This window comes from Bacillus sp. USDA818B3_A (assembly GCF_009928415.1).
Classification (GTDB): domain Bacteria; phylum Bacillota; class Bacilli; order Bacillales; family Cytobacillaceae; genus Neobacillus.
This window is the reverse complement of sequence record NZ_JAABNN010000019.1, coordinates 29,587-46,568: the sequence shown is the minus strand read 5'-3', so window position 1 is coordinate 46,568 and position 16,982 is coordinate 29,587. Positions and strand designations below refer to the sequence as shown.

Annotated in this window: 17 protein-coding genes; 11 read left to right on the top strand and 6 right to left on the bottom strand. The window is 40.2% G+C overall.

The window, feature by feature from the left end; translation table 11 throughout:
• Window positions 1-164: 164 nt before the first annotated feature.
• From GXK58_RS21540 to GXK58_RS21525, 4 genes are all read left to right on the top strand, one after another.
• On the top strand, window positions 165-578 hold the full coding sequence (locus GXK58_RS21540; protein ID WP_160725241.1) for a hypothetical protein: 414 nt from the start codon (window positions 165-167) through the stop codon (window positions 576-578).
• A gap of 1 nt (window position 579) precedes the next feature.
• Entirely contained in the window at window positions 580-1,239 is a 660-nt protein-coding gene (locus tag GXK58_RS21535) for a PspA/IM30 family protein (RefSeq protein WP_160725240.1), read from the top strand.
• A gap of 113 nt (window positions 1,240-1,352) precedes the next feature.
• Entirely contained in the window at window positions 1,353-1,838 is a 486-nt protein-coding gene (locus GXK58_RS21530; RefSeq protein ID WP_160725239.1) for a hypothetical protein, read from the top strand.
• Between the two features lie 190 nt (window positions 1,839-2,028).
• On the top strand, window positions 2,029-4,281 hold the full coding sequence (locus GXK58_RS21525; RefSeq protein WP_160725238.1) for an EAL domain-containing protein: 2,253 nt from the start codon (window positions 2,029-2,031) through the stop codon (window positions 4,279-4,281).
• Window positions 4,282-4,356: 75 nt separating this feature from the next.
• Here the strand turns inward: GXK58_RS21525 and GXK58_RS21520 are convergent, their stop codons facing one another.
• Together GXK58_RS21520 and GXK58_RS21515 are read right to left on the bottom strand one after the other, a co-directional pair.
• Window positions 4,357-5,820 (bottom strand): alpha-amylase, encoded by a 1,464-nt coding sequence (locus tag GXK58_RS21520; RefSeq protein ID WP_160725237.1) that lies wholly within the window; start codon window positions 5,818-5,820, stop codon window positions 4,357-4,359.
• A 121-nt stretch (window positions 5,821-5,941) separates the two neighbouring features.
• The gene (locus GXK58_RS21515; RefSeq protein WP_237389741.1) at window positions 5,942-7,339 is read right to left on the bottom strand and encodes an aminotransferase-like domain-containing protein; all 1,398 of its coding nucleotides are present in this window, start codon (window positions 7,337-7,339) and stop codon (window positions 5,942-5,944) included.
• A gap of 113 nt (window positions 7,340-7,452) precedes the next feature.
• Here GXK58_RS21515 and GXK58_RS21510 point away from each other — a divergent pair, with 113 nt between their 5' ends.
• The 3 genes from GXK58_RS21510 to GXK58_RS21500 all read left to right on the top strand — a co-directional run bounded on the left by GXK58_RS21510 (window position 7,453) and on the right by GXK58_RS21500 (window position 10,312).
• Complete coding sequence (locus tag GXK58_RS21510) at window positions 7,453-8,379, top strand: DMT family transporter (protein WP_160725236.1); 927 nt, start codon at window positions 7,453-7,455, stop codon at window positions 8,377-8,379.
• A 170-nt stretch (window positions 8,380-8,549) separates the two neighbouring features.
• Window positions 8,550-8,933, top strand: coding sequence for a MerR family transcriptional regulator (locus GXK58_RS21505; RefSeq protein ID WP_160725296.1), 384 nt, complete (start codon window positions 8,550-8,552; stop codon window positions 8,931-8,933).
• Window positions 8,934-9,001: 68 nt separating this feature from the next.
• Window positions 9,002-10,312 carry a hemolysin family protein gene (locus GXK58_RS21500; RefSeq protein ID WP_160725235.1) on the top strand — a complete coding sequence of 437 codons (1,311 nt, stop codon included), beginning with the start codon at window positions 9,002-9,004 and terminating at the stop codon, window positions 10,310-10,312.
• Window positions 10,313-10,436: 124 nt separating this feature from the next.
• Here the strand turns inward: GXK58_RS21500 and GXK58_RS21495 are convergent, their stop codons facing one another.
• From GXK58_RS21495 to GXK58_RS21485, 3 genes are read right to left on the bottom strand one after another with little or no spacing between them, the layout of a single operon-like run.
• Window positions 10,437-11,573, bottom strand: a complete 1,137-nt coding sequence (locus GXK58_RS21495; protein ID WP_160725234.1) for a zinc-dependent alcohol dehydrogenase — start codon at window positions 11,571-11,573, stop codon at window positions 10,437-10,439.
• 18 nt (window positions 11,574-11,591) lie between these two features.
• Window positions 11,592-11,951 (bottom strand): spore coat protein, encoded by a 360-nt coding sequence (locus GXK58_RS21490; protein WP_160725233.1) that lies wholly within the window; start codon window positions 11,949-11,951, stop codon window positions 11,592-11,594.
• A 15-nt stretch (window positions 11,952-11,966) separates the two neighbouring features.
• Window positions 11,967-12,176 carry a spore coat protein gene (locus GXK58_RS21485; protein ID WP_160725232.1) on the bottom strand — a complete coding sequence of 70 codons (210 nt, stop codon included), beginning with the start codon at window positions 12,174-12,176 and terminating at the stop codon, window positions 11,967-11,969.
• A gap of 123 nt (window positions 12,177-12,299) precedes the next feature.
• Here GXK58_RS21485 and GXK58_RS21480 point away from each other — a divergent pair, with 123 nt between their 5' ends.
• Together GXK58_RS21480 and GXK58_RS21475 are read left to right on the top strand one after the other, a co-directional pair.
• Window positions 12,300-12,503: a hypothetical protein gene (locus tag GXK58_RS21480; RefSeq protein WP_160725231.1), complete on the top strand. Its 204-nt coding sequence runs from the start codon at window positions 12,300-12,302 to the stop codon at window positions 12,501-12,503.
• The gene (locus GXK58_RS21475; RefSeq protein ID WP_160725230.1) at window positions 12,503-12,811 is read left to right on the top strand and encodes a spore coat protein; all 309 of its coding nucleotides are present in this window, start codon (window positions 12,503-12,505) and stop codon (window positions 12,809-12,811) included. The genes GXK58_RS21480 and GXK58_RS21475 overlap by 1 nt, the downstream gene beginning before the upstream one ends.
• A gap of 60 nt (window positions 12,812-12,871) precedes the next feature.
• Here GXK58_RS21475 and GXK58_RS21470 read toward each other — a convergent pair whose 3' ends face one another.
• Window positions 12,872-13,597: a GntR family transcriptional regulator gene (locus GXK58_RS21470; protein ID WP_272928171.1), complete on the bottom strand. Its 726-nt coding sequence runs from the start codon at window positions 13,595-13,597 to the stop codon at window positions 12,872-12,874.
• A gap of 234 nt (window positions 13,598-13,831) precedes the next feature.
• On the opposite strand from GXK58_RS21470, the gene nagB reads away from it, so the two are divergent.
• A complete protein-coding gene (gene nagB / locus GXK58_RS21465) occupies window positions 13,832-14,578 on the top strand; it encodes a glucosamine-6-phosphate deaminase (RefSeq protein ID WP_160725229.1) in 747 nt (248 codons plus the stop codon).
• 78 nt (window positions 14,579-14,656) lie between these two features.
• The gene (ptsG, locus tag GXK58_RS21460; protein WP_160725228.1) at window positions 14,657-16,597 is read left to right on the top strand and encodes a glucose-specific PTS transporter subunit IIBC; all 1,941 of its coding nucleotides are present in this window, start codon (window positions 14,657-14,659) and stop codon (window positions 16,595-16,597) included.
• The last annotated feature ends 385 nt before the right edge of the window (window positions 16,598-16,982 follow it).

Below are 16,982 nucleotides of genomic sequence, written 5' to 3'. Positions count from 1 at the left end.
ATATGACGTAATTATGAACTTTACTATGCAAGCCTTTACATTTTTAAAAAGTCATGGTTAACATGGGGAATTTCAATTTTAAAAAAACTTCTCTCTTTTTCACCAAGTTTTCACCATTCGCTAGTAATATTCATTTCATAAGATAGCCGAAAGGAGATTGAGAGATGAATACAAAAGTAAAAAAAGGTATTTTTTGGGGAGTGATCGTTGCTTCTGCCGTACTGGTGTTCAACGTCCTTCACTTTTTATTAGGAGGAAGCAGTGCGTATGCTAGAGGCCCGCATGGCGGACAAGCTATGGGTGGAATGGGACACGGCGGTGGCGGCTTTGGAGGCGGGCGCCAAATGATGATGAATGGCGCTCACCATGAGGGAGGATTCCCTTGGCTTTTCCTAATCATTGGACTAGCTGTTCTTGTTCTAGTATTCAGATGGCTCAGAAAGAAATCAAAAGCTTCTTCCATGCAACAGTTTATCGACACTTCACTTGCAAGCAGACAAATTCCAGTCACTAACCAAAATGCCAACATTTTAGATCAATGGGAAAAAGATATTTTAACTAAAAAGGAGAATGAATAACATGGGTATTTTTAGAAGATTAAAGACAATTACAATGGCGGAAATCAACGGATTATTAGACAGTATGGAAGATCCGATTGCCATGTTGAATGAGTATTCGAGAGAAATGGAACAGGAAATTACTAAAGGCCAGCAAGCACTAGCAAGACAACTTTTTGTTGAGAAAAAACAAGCGGCTCTTATTTCACAAACCAAAGCTTTAGTGGACAAGCGTACTCGCCAGGCGAGGCTAGCGATTGAACAGGGCGAGGAGGCAATCGCAAAATTAGCGGTGCAAGAAAAGCTTAACCAGGAAAAGACGTTACAGGTTTATGCCGATCAGTTAGAGGCGCTTAAGGGACAAACGCAAATTCTTATTGAAAAATTGGACCAGCTCAAAGAAACGTATAATCAAATGCAGCAAAAGAAAATCTTGTTGGCTTCCCGTGCCAATGTGGCTCAGTCGATGAAACAAATTCAGAAAGTAACGGTTTCCTTCAATACGGATGATGTTGCCAGAGGAGTAGCACGTGCGGAAGAAAAGGTCCTAATGATGGAGGCAGAGGTCCAGGCAGGTAATCAGTTTGCCGCTCCGTTAGCCCAGATTGATACGGCATATGATCGCTATGTGACTGATGAAGAACTGAATAAGGAACTTAAAAAATTAAAGAATGCATTGTAATTCCAGAAAGAGGAGCACCGCCAGATAGGGTTGGTGCTTTTCTTTTTATGTAGAAACGAGAAACTTGAAATATTTACCTTGAATTTGGACATAGTAAAGTTGAGGTGAGTATTTTGAATTCCATAATGAAGAATTTGGATTTACATGCTCAAGGGGTTTGGTTTCCAATCTTAATCTCGATGTTCTTGTTACTTTATGCTCTTTTTATGCCTAAAAAAGAAATAGGCTGGAGAGAATTTTATGTTACCTTTGGAATCGTTGGATATTTAGCATGGATTTCTGATTCGATATTAGGAAAAATGTTAGATCTTGTGGATTTTGGCCATCCAAAAATCACCGGAATTGGTGAATTTTTTAGTTACAGCTTCATTCCGTCCTCAATGGCTGTGATTTATTTAAATTACTTAGAGAAGACTAATAAATGGAAACTCACGATTATTTTCACGATCATGTCTGTTTTAATTGAATGGGGGATGAGGAGTGTAGGCTATATGAAGCCACATGGCTGGAGCTTTTTTATTTCCATCCCTTTATATTTGGTTGTATTTGCTTTCTTACTCCCGCTGCATCGTAAATGGATAAAATGTAAATCTGAATAGTATATTAAAGAGCTGCGGCGGCAGCTCTTTTTATATAGATACAAAGCTTTACAAAAATAATCGATAACACATGGTTGTTATAGGTAAGTTTCCATTTTTTCCACCTTTATGCCTAGTAAAAATACCCTCATTTCATTTTATAAGTATGATAAACTTGCAATATATCAACAGTAGTAATGGGGAATAAGATATGAATAACTCTACCGACGATCAAAGTATAAAAATAGAATTAGAGCTTCGAAAGGCCATTGAACAGAACCAGTTTACACTGCACTATCAGCCGAAGCTGGATTTAAGGACAGGTGAACTAGTTGGCGTAGAGGCGTTAATCAGATGGAATCACCCAATCTGGGGATTGGTGTTACCAGAAAGTTTTATAGGAATTGCTGAAGATACCGGTTTGATTATACCTATCGGGGAATGGGTTCTATATACCGCTTGTCGGCAAATTAAAAACTGGCAAAAGAAAGGTTTTTACACAGCAGTCTCTGTTAATTTATCGCAAAAGCAGTTTATTAACTTAAATATCGTTAAAACAATTGAAGAGGTCCTGCAAAAAACAGGTCTGGAACCACACTATTTAGAGGTTGAATTAACCGAAAGTATAAAACCTGATCTTGAACATACCATACTAACCCTGCAACAATTGAAGAATCTTGGAGTTTCTATCAGTATTGATGATTTCGGGACAGGATATAGTTCATTAAGCTATTTAAAGGAATTACCGATTGATACATTGAAAATAGACCAGTCGTTTGTACGGGAGCTTCATAACAATCCAAATGACGAAGCGATTGTTAAAACCATTATCTCCATCGCTCATAATTTAAATTTGAAGGTGGTTGCTGAGGGAATTGAGACAAAGGAGCAGCTGATCTTTCTCCAACAGCATTTATGTGATCAGGGGCAAGGATATCTTTTCAGTAAACCTATGTCTGCAAAGGAGTTAGATGATAATCTTCCTGAGATTCAACAAGTGGTGAATGAACACGGTATCCCTGAGAATATCAAGAACCGGATCTGGTATGAGGAGCTATTAAATCAAGCAAAAAAAGAATTACAAGATACCGTTCGTCTGCAACAAGGGATGATTTTTAAGTTTAAACGAATGAATGGACAATTTATTCATACCCTTTGTGATGGGGAGTTGCTCTATCGAATGGGATTAATCCCAGCGCAAGTGGTGGGAAAAAGGCTGGATGAGTTTTTTCCTTTGGAAATCGCCTTGAGAAAAACGGTCTATTATCAGAAGGCGTGGGATGGGGACGAACTTGTCCATTATGAAGGCCACGCCAATGGAATTGATTATTTAGCCAGTCTGCGTCCAATCAAAAAGGGCGGAGAAATCATCGAGGTGATCGGTTCTTGCATTGATATAACCGCACGAAAACAGGTGGAGAATTCTTTACGGGAAAGCGAGTCCAAATATCGTCTTATCACCGAGAATATGAGTGACATCCTTATGCTGCTGGATAACAACGGGAAGATTTTATATGCAACTCCTTCTCTTGGAAGGGCACTTGGTACTCCCGCAAGATCCTATGAAGGAGCTAGTGCGTTTCCATTGGTTCACCCCGAAGACAGACATAAAGTAATGAAACAATATCGGCAAATCCTAGGAAGGGTCCCTTCCTCTCGAATAGAAGCACGATTTTTACATTCAAGTGGAAATTATGTATTAATAGAGGGTATTGCTACACCGGTGTTTGGCAGTCATGGCGAAATGGAACATATTATCATTGCTGGTCGTGATATTACTGAGCAAAAAAGAAGAGAAGAACAATTAGCCAAATCAGAGAAATTGGCCATGGTCGGGGAATTGGCTGCCGGTGTGGTACATGAAATACGAAATCCGATCACATCGATTAAAGGATTTATTCAGCTGTTCCAACAAGGGACTCATAAACCTGAATATTTTAATATTATATTTGAGGAATTTAAAAGACTTGAGGATATTCTTCAAGAATTTTTAAACCTGGCGAAACCGCAGCCATCCAAATTGGAACGCTATGATCTTGCATCGATTCTTCAGGATGTGGTAATATTGCTCCGCCCGGAAGCCAATCTGAAAAATGTTCAAATCTATCAGGAATATGACGGTGCTTTTCCACCAATTATGTGTGATCGTAATCAGGTCAAACAGGTCTTCATCAATATTATTCGAAACAGCATGGAGGCTATTGTGAAGGCAGGCATCATTCAGATAGTTGGAAGCTTGGAAAGGGAAAATGTCCTTATAAAAATCATTGATAATGGAATGGGGATTAGTGAAGAACGTATTAAAAGACTTGGAGAGCCTTTTTATAGCAATAAGGAAAAAGGGACTGGTCTAGGTTTAATGTTGTGCTTCCGAATCGTCAAACAGCATAATGGGTCTATTACGATAAAAAGTACTGAGAATCAAGGGACAACCGTTGAAGTTCGGTTTCCGATTACTGACTAAAAGAAATGCATTAGAAAAGGGAGAAGAGTTGTCTTCTTCCTTTTCTAATGCCATTTGAACAATCGCAGTTCTTATTTATTGCTCCTCGGGAGCGTGAGCCCAAACCGATACACTTCCTCCGTTAACCGGGAACGTAGCATAACCATCCTCTTCAATCGTAATTTCTTCATTTCTTGAGTTGGTTAAATCCACCCATGTTTCCCCAGCTCTATCTTCACCGACATACATTCTTTTCTCACCGTCATCTCCATTAGAGACAACCACTGCACAGCCGGAATGTTTAATCTCTTCCACACCCAGCCGAACCCAGCCGATTGTATTTGGATGGTCAAAGTAATCTTGCTGCTCCCCGTATGCCTTTTCATAGCGGGCAAAGAGCATGGAATCGAGGATTTCCTTAATTCCTGTTTTAGGCTCTGGGCCTTGGATTCCATAATAATCCCCATAAAAGACACACGGATAGCCTTCTTGTCGAAGTAAGATCAGGGCATAGGCACTCGGCTTAAACCAATCTTGTACCCATGATTCCAGAGATTCCTGTGGCTGGGTGTCATGATTATCCACAAAAGTAACGGCATGCTCAGGGTAGGAGCCGGCAAGGGTATCCTCAAAAATGTGGGTTAAGTCAAAGTCGTTTCCTTCATTGGAAGCTTGGCACAGCTTATAGTGAAGCGGGACATCAAATAAATCTATATGAGTGTCCATTTGGTCAAGGTATTGCTGATATCCCTCCAACTCATGTTTCCAGAGTTCTCCAACAATATAAAAATCCTCCCCGCGGTGCTCTCGCATCTCCTCAACAAACTCACGAATAAATTCAGAATCGATATGCTTGATGGCATCTAGGCGGTATCCAGCGCATTCGAGGGTATCGGCCATCCATTTGCCCCATTTAATCATTTCCTTTTTGACTTCAGGATGATCATAGTCAATATCGGCTAACATTAAATAGTCATAATTACCGAATTCATCATCGACATTGTCACTCCAACCCTTATTTTCTCCCTGAATGAGAAAGATTCCGTCTTTGCCTGTCCTTTCATCCTTATCTGTACCGTTAAAATGCTCATAGCCCCATTGAAAGGAAGAATATTTTCCATCGCGGCCAGGGAAGGTGAACTTTGTCCAGCCCTCAATCTCGAAAGCTTCAGATATTTCTTTTGTCCGGTCCTCTGGATCGACCTCAACTACTTCAAAAATTTCCGTGTCATCGGCACCGGCTTTATGGTTCATCACGACATCTACATAAACTTTTATACCGAGATTGTGGCAGGCAGATATCGCTTCTAATAGTTCCTCTTTCGTTCCGTACTTTGTACGGACGGTTCCTTTTTGGTCAAATTCCCCTAGATCATATAAATCGTATGTAGCATAACCATTATTACCTTGAGTAGACGCTTTTGTGACTGGAGGTATCCAAATCGATGTGATACCTTTTTCCTTTAATTTTGGTGCCATTTCCTTAAGACGTTTCCAATGGGTGCCATCGTTCATTAGATGCCACTCAAAAAATTGCATAATGGTTTTGTTTCTCTCCATGCTGCTTCCTCCTTGATTAACGAATCATCGACTACAGGTTATTTACCCGGTTAGACAGCAAGTCAATCCTCATGGGAGCAAAGTACGACCTCATGCTTCCGAATCATGAAGAAAGAGATAATCATAGGGAAGAGTGCACCAAATCGATAAACCTTTTCATTCCTTGTGTAATTTGTTCCTCGTTAACAAACGAATAACTTAACCGGAGCCAGGAAGACGGCTCTTTTAGAGGGTCGCAAATCTGTCCGGGAACGAAGGAGATGGATTGCTCGATGCTCTTGGCTAATAATTCTACTGTTAAAAGATGGCTGGGAAGCTGTACCCACAAATTGAGACCGCCATTAGGACTGGTCCACTGCCAACCCGTTGATGAGAGTTCTTCCTCCATTCTTTCCTTTCGTATCTGCAAAGCAATTCGTAATTTCTCCACATGCTGCTGCAACCTTGACGATGAAAAATAATGAAGGAAAATCTTTTGATTTAATAGAGGTGAACCATTATCTGCTAGGGCTTTAACGGAGAAAAGCGAGTTTCTTACCGTTGTTGCTCCGTTCATCATTACAGCAATCCTTAAACCCGGAGAGATATATTTGCAAAAGCTCTTGATATAGATAACCATACCCGACGTATCGTAGGTATACATTGGCGGTGGAGGCTGCTGATCAAAATAGATGTCACTGTAGGCGTCGTCTTCAATTAAAAGACAGCGATATTGTTCTGCTAGCTGAACCAGTTGCTTCCGCTGAGACGATGGGACCGTATATCCAGTTGGGTTATGAAAGGTAGGATTCAGATAAAACAACCGTGGTTTGTGCCTTTTCATCAATAGTTCAATCTGTTCCAAATCATATCCATACGGATGAATATCAACTGTTACAATTTTAGCTCCTTGGGCTCTAAAAACATCAATCGCAGAACTATAGCTCGGCCGTTCAAATAAAACGGTGTCTCTAGATTTCACAAATGCCTGGGCTATTAAATGGATGGCTTGCTGTGATCCAGTTGTTATAAAGAGATGATCGGGATGTGTAATTGTTTTATAGTTTTGATTAAAATAGTCGGAAAGTGATTGACGCAGCTCTTCGTCACCTTGAACAGTGGAGTAGGTGGAGAGTACTTTCGGATAGAGGTCAAAAACTTTCTTCACATAATCAGAAATATAGCGGTTGGGTAAAAGGTTTGGATCAATTAATGCCTGTGAAAATTGATAGGAAACTGATAATTTATGAATTTCCGATAAATGATTTTTTTGCACATAAGCGGAAACTATCGGGTTTTCCGGGTTAGCAAAGCTTTTTTCCCCAGTAGATTGCACGTAATAGCCAGATTTATCTTTCGAATAGATTCTATTTTCTTGTTTGAGGAGCTGATAGGCTTTTAATACGGTTAAGCGATGGACATTCATGTCAGCAGCTAGATTTCTAATCGAGGGCAGCTTTTCATTTTCTTTCCATTCATTGAGTTCGATTCGGTGTATGACATAATCATAAACTTGTTTAAAGAGGTAATCTCCATTCATTTTCTTCCCTCCCATTTCCCTTGATTTTAACATGCAAAGCTTCCATCTGGTCTAGTCGTTTTCATCTGTTCTATTTGCCTTCCCTTATAATGGAGCACAAGGGAGGAATAGACATGGTTTTGATTGGTTATTTGTGTATGTGTTTGATCTTTAGCACCACGTTTCTTGCGATAAAAATAGGGATTGATGCGGGCGTGCCTCCATTTTTCTCGGCGGGCCTTCGCTTTTTGATCGCCGGTCTTATTCTGTTCGCCATTATGGTTATAAAAAGAAAGGCACCTATAGGATTGTTTTTTCGTAAGGAGATGCTGCTCTCGGGCGTTGGGTTAACCTTTGGTACGTTTGCCACGCTTTATTGGGCGGAGCAGTTTGTCCCTTCAGGAATGGCAGCCGTCTTGTCGGCGACGGGGCCGGTGATGATTCTGCTTATTCAAACCTTTATTTTAAAAATAAAAGCTAATACCAGTTCGTTTATTGGCTGTCTTGTTGGAATAGTGGGGGTGTTCCTCCTCATTTTACCGAGTTTTACATTTCATATGGACTTAGTTTTGTTGGCGGGGTGTCTTTTAATTATTGTGGGCGAGGTGTTTTATGCTTCAGGTACGATTTATTCCAAAAAGGTGATCAATCAGTTTGTTGATCAAGTTTCCCCGATTGCTTTGAATGCCGTTCAAATGATGCATGGAGGTATTTTGTTAATGATTTTGTCTCTTGTGACGGAGGATGTCCATTTGGACGCATTGGTGAGTCCGGCCGCCATCGGGTCCTCTATTTATTTGATTATATTTGGTTCAATGCTGGGGCATAGTCTCTACTACTGGCTCGTTTCGAAGACGAATCCCGTTTTTCCTTCGACCTGGCTTTTTGTGTCACCGATTCTTGCAATGGTGCTGGGGGTAGTTTTTTATCATGAAGCGGTTTCTTGGGTATCTGGTGCAGGGGCACTCACAATCATTATTGGAACGGTCATCATTTCACTGCCGAATTTGAAATCTCATCTCAGAGCCGACCTAAGGTTAGATAAAAAGGCAAAAATTTAATATTATGAAAGGAATCCCTGGATTTTTGTCCGGGGATTTTATAGTGTCCGTCCGCCTACTTTTGAACCATCACGTTGACTGTATAGTTTCGGTTGTGATAAAATTAGAGATAACTAGAAAGGGGTGAGTAAGTTGGGAAGTTGTATCGGATTGGTGAAATAGCGAATTTAATGAACGTATCAAAAAGAACAGTTGATTATTATACCCAAATAGGCTTACTGACCCCTGCAAGGACGGATTCAAATTATCGAATGTATGGGGAAGATTCGATTCACATCTTGGAGTTAGTTGAACATTATAAGACTCTTAATATGCCGCTTGAGGAGATCAAATCTTATATTGGTATGCTTGATTCAAAAAAGGCGATCGACAAAGAGAAAATAGAAAAACATTGTGAACAGATTGCTCTTCTTATGGAACACCTTAAAGAGGAAATAAAAGTCATGGAGCCTATGCTTCAGAAATTGAACCATGATGAAAAGGACATGCTTACAAATAAACTTTCCATTCAGGGAGTTACATTGGCGCAAACATTGTTATTGCTGTTCGGATAACTTTTTACTTTATTTTTTAATAAACCAGGAGGTGTATTCCTTACTTTCGCAAAAGAGTAAGGAGACTATTGACCATTATAAATTTGCTAATTATAGCAATCCTTATTGCATTTACTGCATTTTTCGTAGCTTATGAATTTGCTATTGTTAAGATTCGCAGTACCCGAATTGATCAGCTGGTTGGTGAAGGGAACAAAAATGCACTAGCAGCAAAAAAAATCATCTCAAATCTTGACGAATATTTATCGGCCTGTCAGTTGGGTATTACCGTTACTGCCTTGGGCTTAGGCTGGCTGGGAGAACCCACGGTGGAGCATATCCTTCACCCACTATTTGTCAGCTTAAACTTACCGGAGACCGTTTCAAGTGTGGCATCGTTTATTATAGCATTTGCATCTGTCACATTTATTCATGTGGTGGTAGGTGAACTCGCACCAAAAACGTTTGCTATTCAAAAAGCGGAGACGGTCACAATGCTTTTCGCCCGGCCGATGATCCTTTTTTATAAAGTAATGTATCCTTTTATTAAAGCATTAAACGGCTCTGCTCGTTTAATCGTAGGAATATTTGGATTGAAACCTGCTTCAGAACACGAAGCGGCTCACTCGGAAGAGGAACTCCAATTAATTATTAATGAAAGCTATAAGAGTGGGGAAATCAATCAATCTGAGTTTAAATATGTGAACAATATATTTGAATTCGATGATCGAATTGCTAAAGAAATTATGGTACCACGTACCGAGATTGTTGCCTTTGATAAATCTCAGACATTAGCAGAATGCCTTGAAATTTTAAAAAATGAGAATTATACAAGATACCCAGTTATCGATGGTGAAAAAGATCATATTGTGGGTATTGTGAATATGAAGGAAGTTTTGACGGACTACGTTATTAATAAGAACTTAGAAACACCAATCGAACATTATGTGCGCCCTGTCATTCAGGTGATAGAATCGATTGCCATCCACGATTTGCTTCTTAAAATGCAGAAAGAACGAATCCATATGGCGATTTTAATGGACGAGTATGGAGGGACTGCAGGATTAGTGACGGTTGAAGACATTCTTGAAGAAATTGTAGGGGAAATTCGCGATGAATTTGATGCCGATGAAGTCCCTGAAATTAATAAGATCAGTGATACTAAAACGATCGTTGATGGAAAGGTCCTTTTAGAAGAGATAAATGATCTATTTGGTATGGAATTAGATGATACAGATATAGATACGATCGGCGGCTGGATCCTCTCACAAAAAATGGACGTCTCTGAAGGTGAAAAAATTTACCACGACAATTATGAGTTTAAAGTACTCGCAGTTGATGGCTACCATATTAAATCATTAGAAATTGTAAAAGCTTTAAACAAGGAATCATATGCTTAATAGCTAGACCTCGATTGGGGGCATACTGGGACGGTTCTCATGCTTTTAGAAGCATGGGAACCGTCCTTTTGCCTTGACACCAAAACAAAAACCCAGCCTGAAAAACGGTACTGGGCCATTGTGTTTATGGTTTTAGTATCACTTTGATGCAATCTTCAGTCCGTGTATCAAAAACTTCATAACCATGTTTTGCTTGGTCTAATGGGAGAACGTGGGTGACTATGTCACTCGGGTCAATTTTTCCAGAGGCAAATAAATCATAAAGAAAAGGCATGTATGGAATAACTGGGGCCTGTCCCATTTTAAGATCAATATTACGCTGAAATAAATCACCTAGAGGGAATGCGTTATAGCGCCCGCCGTATACCCCAGTAACTTGAATCGTCCCACCTTTGCGCACGGCTTGTGAGGCAATCACTAGTGCTCCCATTGCTCCGCCTTGCAGCTTAAGTCCGCTTGCGAGAAACTCCATAGGCGTCCACTTACCATCCATACCGACAGCATCAATCACGATATCGGCTCCGCCCTTAGTGATTTCCTTTAAATACTGGCCTGTGTTTTCATGCTGCTCAAAATTGATGATTTCTACATTGTTTGTCCGTTTTGCATGCTGCAATCGGTAGTCAATATAATCCACGGCAATCACCCTTTTTGCCCCTTTGTACCAGGCAAACTTTTGGGCAAGTAAACCAACAGGACCACAGCCTAATACGACGACCGTATCTCCGTCCTTTACGCCCGCATGGTCAACGGACCAATAGGCTGTAGAGGCAGCATCTGCGAGTAAGACTAGTTTTTCATCGTCCACTTCGCAGTTTTCGGGAATCTTAAAAGGAGTGAAATTCCCGTAAGGAACCCGCATATATTCGGCCTGCCCGCCTGCATAGCCGCCGGTCAGCTCGGAGTAGCCAAAGAATCCGCCGATGTCCCCGTGAGGATTGGAATTATCGCATTGGCTGGTTAGGTCATGCTGACAATACCAGCAGGAGCCGCAGCTGACATTAAAAGGGATAATGACGCGATCGCCTTTTTTTATGTTTCTGACATCTGGTCCGACTTCTTCCACCACACCCATCGGCTCATGACCGATCACAAAGTCTGTTGGCGTACTTGGAATCATGCCATGAATTAAATGGAGGTCCGACCCGCAGATAGCGGATGAAGTCACTTTAATAATGATGTCGTCTGAGTTTTTGATCGTGGGGTCTTTTACGTCTCTAACTTCTATATTTTTAATCCCTTGATAAGTAACAGCTTTCATTAAAGTATGTCCCTCCTTTTATTGATTTGGTGTAGCAAACATTCCGCCTCTATCCGTGTCATTAGGGAAGAGGGTCATTTGGGCAATTTGGACCGCCGTCTCGGCGCCTTTTAAATCAATCGGATATTGATCTTTGAAGTTATAAGGATGGAGCCATTTGTTTTTGATCATGAGTTCCGAAAGCTCTCCATGTAAATCAAGGGCGGCTTCCAATTGTTTGGTTAGTACCCTTCTTAATTCAGGGTCCGTTGTTTCAGTGATGGCAAAACCATAATTGCGGATTCCGCTTTTGACTGAGATTAAGAAATCCATAGCAAACGTAGAATCAGCTAAATTAGGCATGCCTTCCGCATTTCGCGGGTCAAGATAATCCTGCATTTTTCCACCTCCAGCTTAATGAAATAGTTGGCTTTTTTTATAAAAAGGCAGTAGTTCATTGATATCTTGAATCGATTGGTTCACGTCTTTTTCCATCAGTTGTTTGAGTTCATTATTGAAACAAATCCCCTGCATCAATTTGGATCTAAGCAAACAAACCGTTTTAAAATTAATCAGCTCATGTGTTTCTAAGGTTTCATGTAGTGCTAACTGTTCTTGGTCCATTTACTTCACACCTCCATTTCTTGACAGAGATATTTTCTCCAACTAGATGAAAATAATGAATATGATAAACAATTTATTGAAAATATAAGAGGGAAAAATACCGATAACGATGGAGTGGTATAGATGGTTAAGTATTTAGGATTACACGAGACTCTCGATGTTCATGAATTATTGACCTTTAAAAACCTTTGTCTGACCAAATCATCGACAATGAGTGCATTAGTACAGGATGAGGAATTAAAAACGATTCTTGCCAATGATGTGACGACAGGTCAACGTCATATCGAGAAGTTACAACAATTTTTAACCAACCGGGAGGCGCAGTAATGAATTCATTTGTTCAAAACCTGATGGGAATGGGCGGGATGACCGATCAGGTGATTGCCACCGACTTTTTAATTGCAGCGAAGGCAGGGGTTAGAAATTATACGGTTGCTCTTACCGAAGCCGCTACTCCAGAACTCAGAACGGCTTTAAGAGAACAATTAAGAGATGCCATTCAAACGCATGAGAATATTACCAACTATATGATTGCAAAGGGATTTTATCATCCACATGTATTGGGTGATCAATTGCAAGTTGATTTAACCGCTGCTAACATGGCAACGAATTTGGCTGAAAAAACAAATAGCTAAATAAAAAAACCCAGCATTCATATATGAAAGTTGGGTTTTTTGTAAATTCCATTGGCTCTGTTAGTTATATGTTTGTTCAACGACAAATTTCGTTCGGTCTCCCCGTGTGATAATTTGAGCGTATTCGATTGTTTGGCTTTTGTTGTCATAGGTTTTCGATTCTGTTAAGAAGGTTGGCGATCCGACAGGAATGTTTAAGTATTTGCTAACCATTTCATCGGACAAGATTGGTTCGATTGATTCCTGTCCGTGCGAGATACTTACGTCAAATTTGGTACGTAAAATCTCAAATAGGGATTCTTTGCAATCTTCAGCACTCATACCTGGTGCAACCTTCCAAGGAATATAGGAGGTATGATATTGAATGGGCTCCGAGTCAGCGTACCTGAGTCTGATTAGTTTTATGACTGGATCTTTTTCCGAAATCTCTAAAATGAAGGCAATCGCTGGATCGGCTGGAATGACGTCTAAACTTAACACTTCAGATTTTGAATTTCGTCCTTCCATTTGTTCTGCAAAGCTGCGAATCTTCTGGGTGTAAGGGGTTTGAATTTTATCCATTGACACAAAGGTCCCTTTGCCTTGAATTCTATTGACATATCCCTCTAATTCCAGCTGCTGTAAGGCAAGGCGGACAGTTGTTCTACTAACATGGTATTGCTCACAAAACTCACTCTCAGTTGGCAGTTGTTCATTGTTTTTATATTTGCCAGATTTAATTAGTTCGATAATTTTTAATTTAATGGTTGTATATAAAGCTTCCCCATGTTTTTGTTCAATTGTCACAAGAAGCCCTCCCTTAAAACAGTTTTATATTTCTATCATATAACATTTGTTACTACTTTTGAATGGGTTTTCAAAAATACTCTGTATTTGTAATTTACCAAATGTTACAGAAAAAATACAATTGACATAAATTAATACAACATGTTAAATTTGTAATAACAAATGAAACAAACTCCATGCATTGTTATTATCAATTTTGAAAGGGATACCAATTTTAAAATAGGGGGTAGAAAAATGAAAATAATTGTCACTAAAGACTATGATGAGTTAAGTCGTATTAGTGCGAATAAGTTTATGGAGGCTATTAAGAGAAAGCCTGATGCCAGTTTAGGATTAGCGACGGGCAGTTCTCCGATTGGTCTGTATAAGGAACTAATTCATCTTCATAAAAAGTCAGGACTTGATTTTTCCAAAGTGAAGACCTTTAATCTGGATGAATATGTCGGGATTTCGCAAGATCATCCGGAAAGCTACCACAGGTTTATGTTTGAGCAGTTATTTAACCACATTAATATCTCGCCTGAAAATGTTCATATCCCAAGGGGAGATCAACCGGACATTCATGAACAATGTGATTTATATGAAAAGGAAATACAAAAGGCGGGCGGAATTGATATTCAGGTGCTTGGCATCGGATCCAATGGACACATAGGTTTCAATGAACCAGGCTCGAGTCCGGAAGAAAGAACAAGGGTTGTTCAATTGGCGGATAGTACTATTAAAGCGAATGCACGTTTCTTTGGCAGTGAAGAACTTGTTCCACGTCTGGCGATATCCATGGGTATCCAGACCATCTTAACGCAATCCAAACAAATTATACTTTTAGCAAGCGGGCATGAGAAAGCTGATGCCGTTCAAGCAATGGTCGAGGGGAAGATCACACCTGAGCTGCCTGCCTCCTATTTACAGTCGCACCCTGATGTAACCGTTATCGTCGATCAACAGGCTGCGAAAAAGTTGAAGGTTACACAAGCCAGCTAATCTATCAAAGGGAAATCCTTTATTGAACCAACATTGAGGGAAAATAACAACAACTATTCTATAAGGGAGAAAACATCTATGTTTAAAAAAGCCTTTCAAATTTTACAGCAGCTAGGACGAGCCCTGATGACACCGGTTGCCGTTTTACCTGCTGCAGGTTTATTACTTCGTTTTGGTGATACTGATTTATTAAATATGCCAATTATAAAAGATGCCGGAGGAGTTATTTTTGATAACCTGCCATTAATCTTTGCTGTCGGTGTGGCGATTGGTTTGGCCGGAGGCGAAGGTGTAGCAGGGTTAGCCGCAGTTATTGGTTATTTAATCTTGACGAAAACTCTGGACAATATGGGGACTTTGCTTGGGCTGAAGCCGCCTTATGAGGGAGCAGAACACCTTATAAATATGGGGGTATTCGGCGGGGTCATTATCGGATTATTAGCCGCCTTCCTTTATAAACGTTTTTCAAAAATCGAACTGCCTCAAGTACTGGGGTTCTTTTCAGGCAAACGATTTGTTCCAATTGTTACATCGCTAGGTGCATTAATTACAGGGGTGGTATTCTCGTTCCTATGGCCGCCCATTCAAAATGGGATTAATGCTCTAAGTGGAATGATTTCTGATTCAACGATTGGTTTGTTTTTCTATGGAACGATTTATCGTTTATTGATTCCGTTTGGACTGCATCATATTTTTTATACGCCATTCTATTTTATGATGGGGCAATATACAGACCCTGCTACAGGTGAAATCGTTACAGGGGATATGGCTCGTTTCTTTGCAGGGGACCCAACTGCCGGACGATTCATGATGGGAGACTTCCCTTATATGATTTTCTGTCTGCCGGCTGCTGCATTAGCAATGATTCATGCCGCTAGACCCGAAAAACGCAAGATGGTTTCCGGTGTTCTTATCTCAGCTGCCTTAACATCAGCGCTGACTGGTATTACCGAACCGGTTGAGTTTGCCTTCCTTTTTGTAGCACCGTTGCTTTACTTGGTTAATGCTATGTTGGCTGGAGTTATGTTTGTGATTATGGATTTATTCCATGTTCGTCATGGTTATACCTTCTCTGGGGGAGGAATTGACTACGTATTAAACTACGGATTGTCTACCAATGGTTGGGTAGCTATTCCTGTAGGGATTGTTTTTGGGGTTCTTTACTACTTCCTTTTCCGATTTGCGATTAAAAAATGGAATTTACAGACTCCTGGCAGGGAGGTTGATGAGGAAAACGCAGGTGAGGCGGCCGTTTCAAGCGGGGGAGATTTGGCCGTTGATGTCCTTGCAGCCTTAGGCGGAAAGAATAATATTGTACATCTAGATGCTTGTATCACTCGTTTACGTGTAACCGTTGACAAGGGTGCCAATGTGGATAAAGATCAGCTTAAAAGGCTGGGTGCTGTTGGTGTCTTAGAAATGGGGAATAACTTCCAAGCTATTTTCGGGACGAAATCGGATGCTCTTAAGGATGAAATTAAGTCGATTATGGCTGGAAATGCGGTAAAGTCAAAGAAGAGTAAAGCAGCCGACCCTCAAATGCAAAAATCGGACAAGCTTTCAGGTGAGGATACACTGGCTGCTCCAATGTCAGGTAAAGTGATTCCGCTATCTGATGTTCCGGACCAAGTATTCTCTAGTTTAATGATGGGTGATGGATTTGCCATCGAGCCAGTGGATGGTAAGGTCGTGGCACCTGTTGATGGAGAAATCGTAAGTATCTTCCCAACGAAACATGCGATTACCATGAAAAGTAAGGCAGGCAGTGAGATTCTGATTCATATTGGTATTGACAGCGTGCAGCTTAAAGGAGAAGGCTTTGAATCCTTGGTTTCTGAAGGTGATCAAGTGAAAAAAGGCCAGCCGATTATGATGGTGGATCTACATGCCATCAGAGAAAAGGTTCCTTCAGTGATTACACCAGTTGTTATTACAAATTTATCACCAGAGAAGCAACTAGATAGGACTCTAGGTGAGGATGTACAAGCTGGCGAGTCAGTTGTATTAAAAATAAAGTAGGTTGTAAATCAGACAATAAAAAGGAAGCCTGTGTAATAAACCGGGCTTCCTTTTTGATTTTATGTTTATCGATTTCAATCTAGTGTGTAATTTTTATATTATTAAGAAAAAATAAATAAATAGTCCCTTTCATATTGAAGTGCCGCTAGATTTTATGTAAACTTTTAAACTATATATTATTAAAAGGAAGTTTATATAATTTGAAGAGATTAGTACTTATACTTACATCAATCATTATCTTTAGTGCTCTAGGGCACCAAGCGAAAGGGGGGTATAAAGATCCGCGCAGCGCGCGGATGCGATCTTTCTATTATTTCATGCGGAATAATCCGTTTTGATAGTTTGAAAAACATTAACAAAGTGCCAAGTGTCATATCTGAAGAAT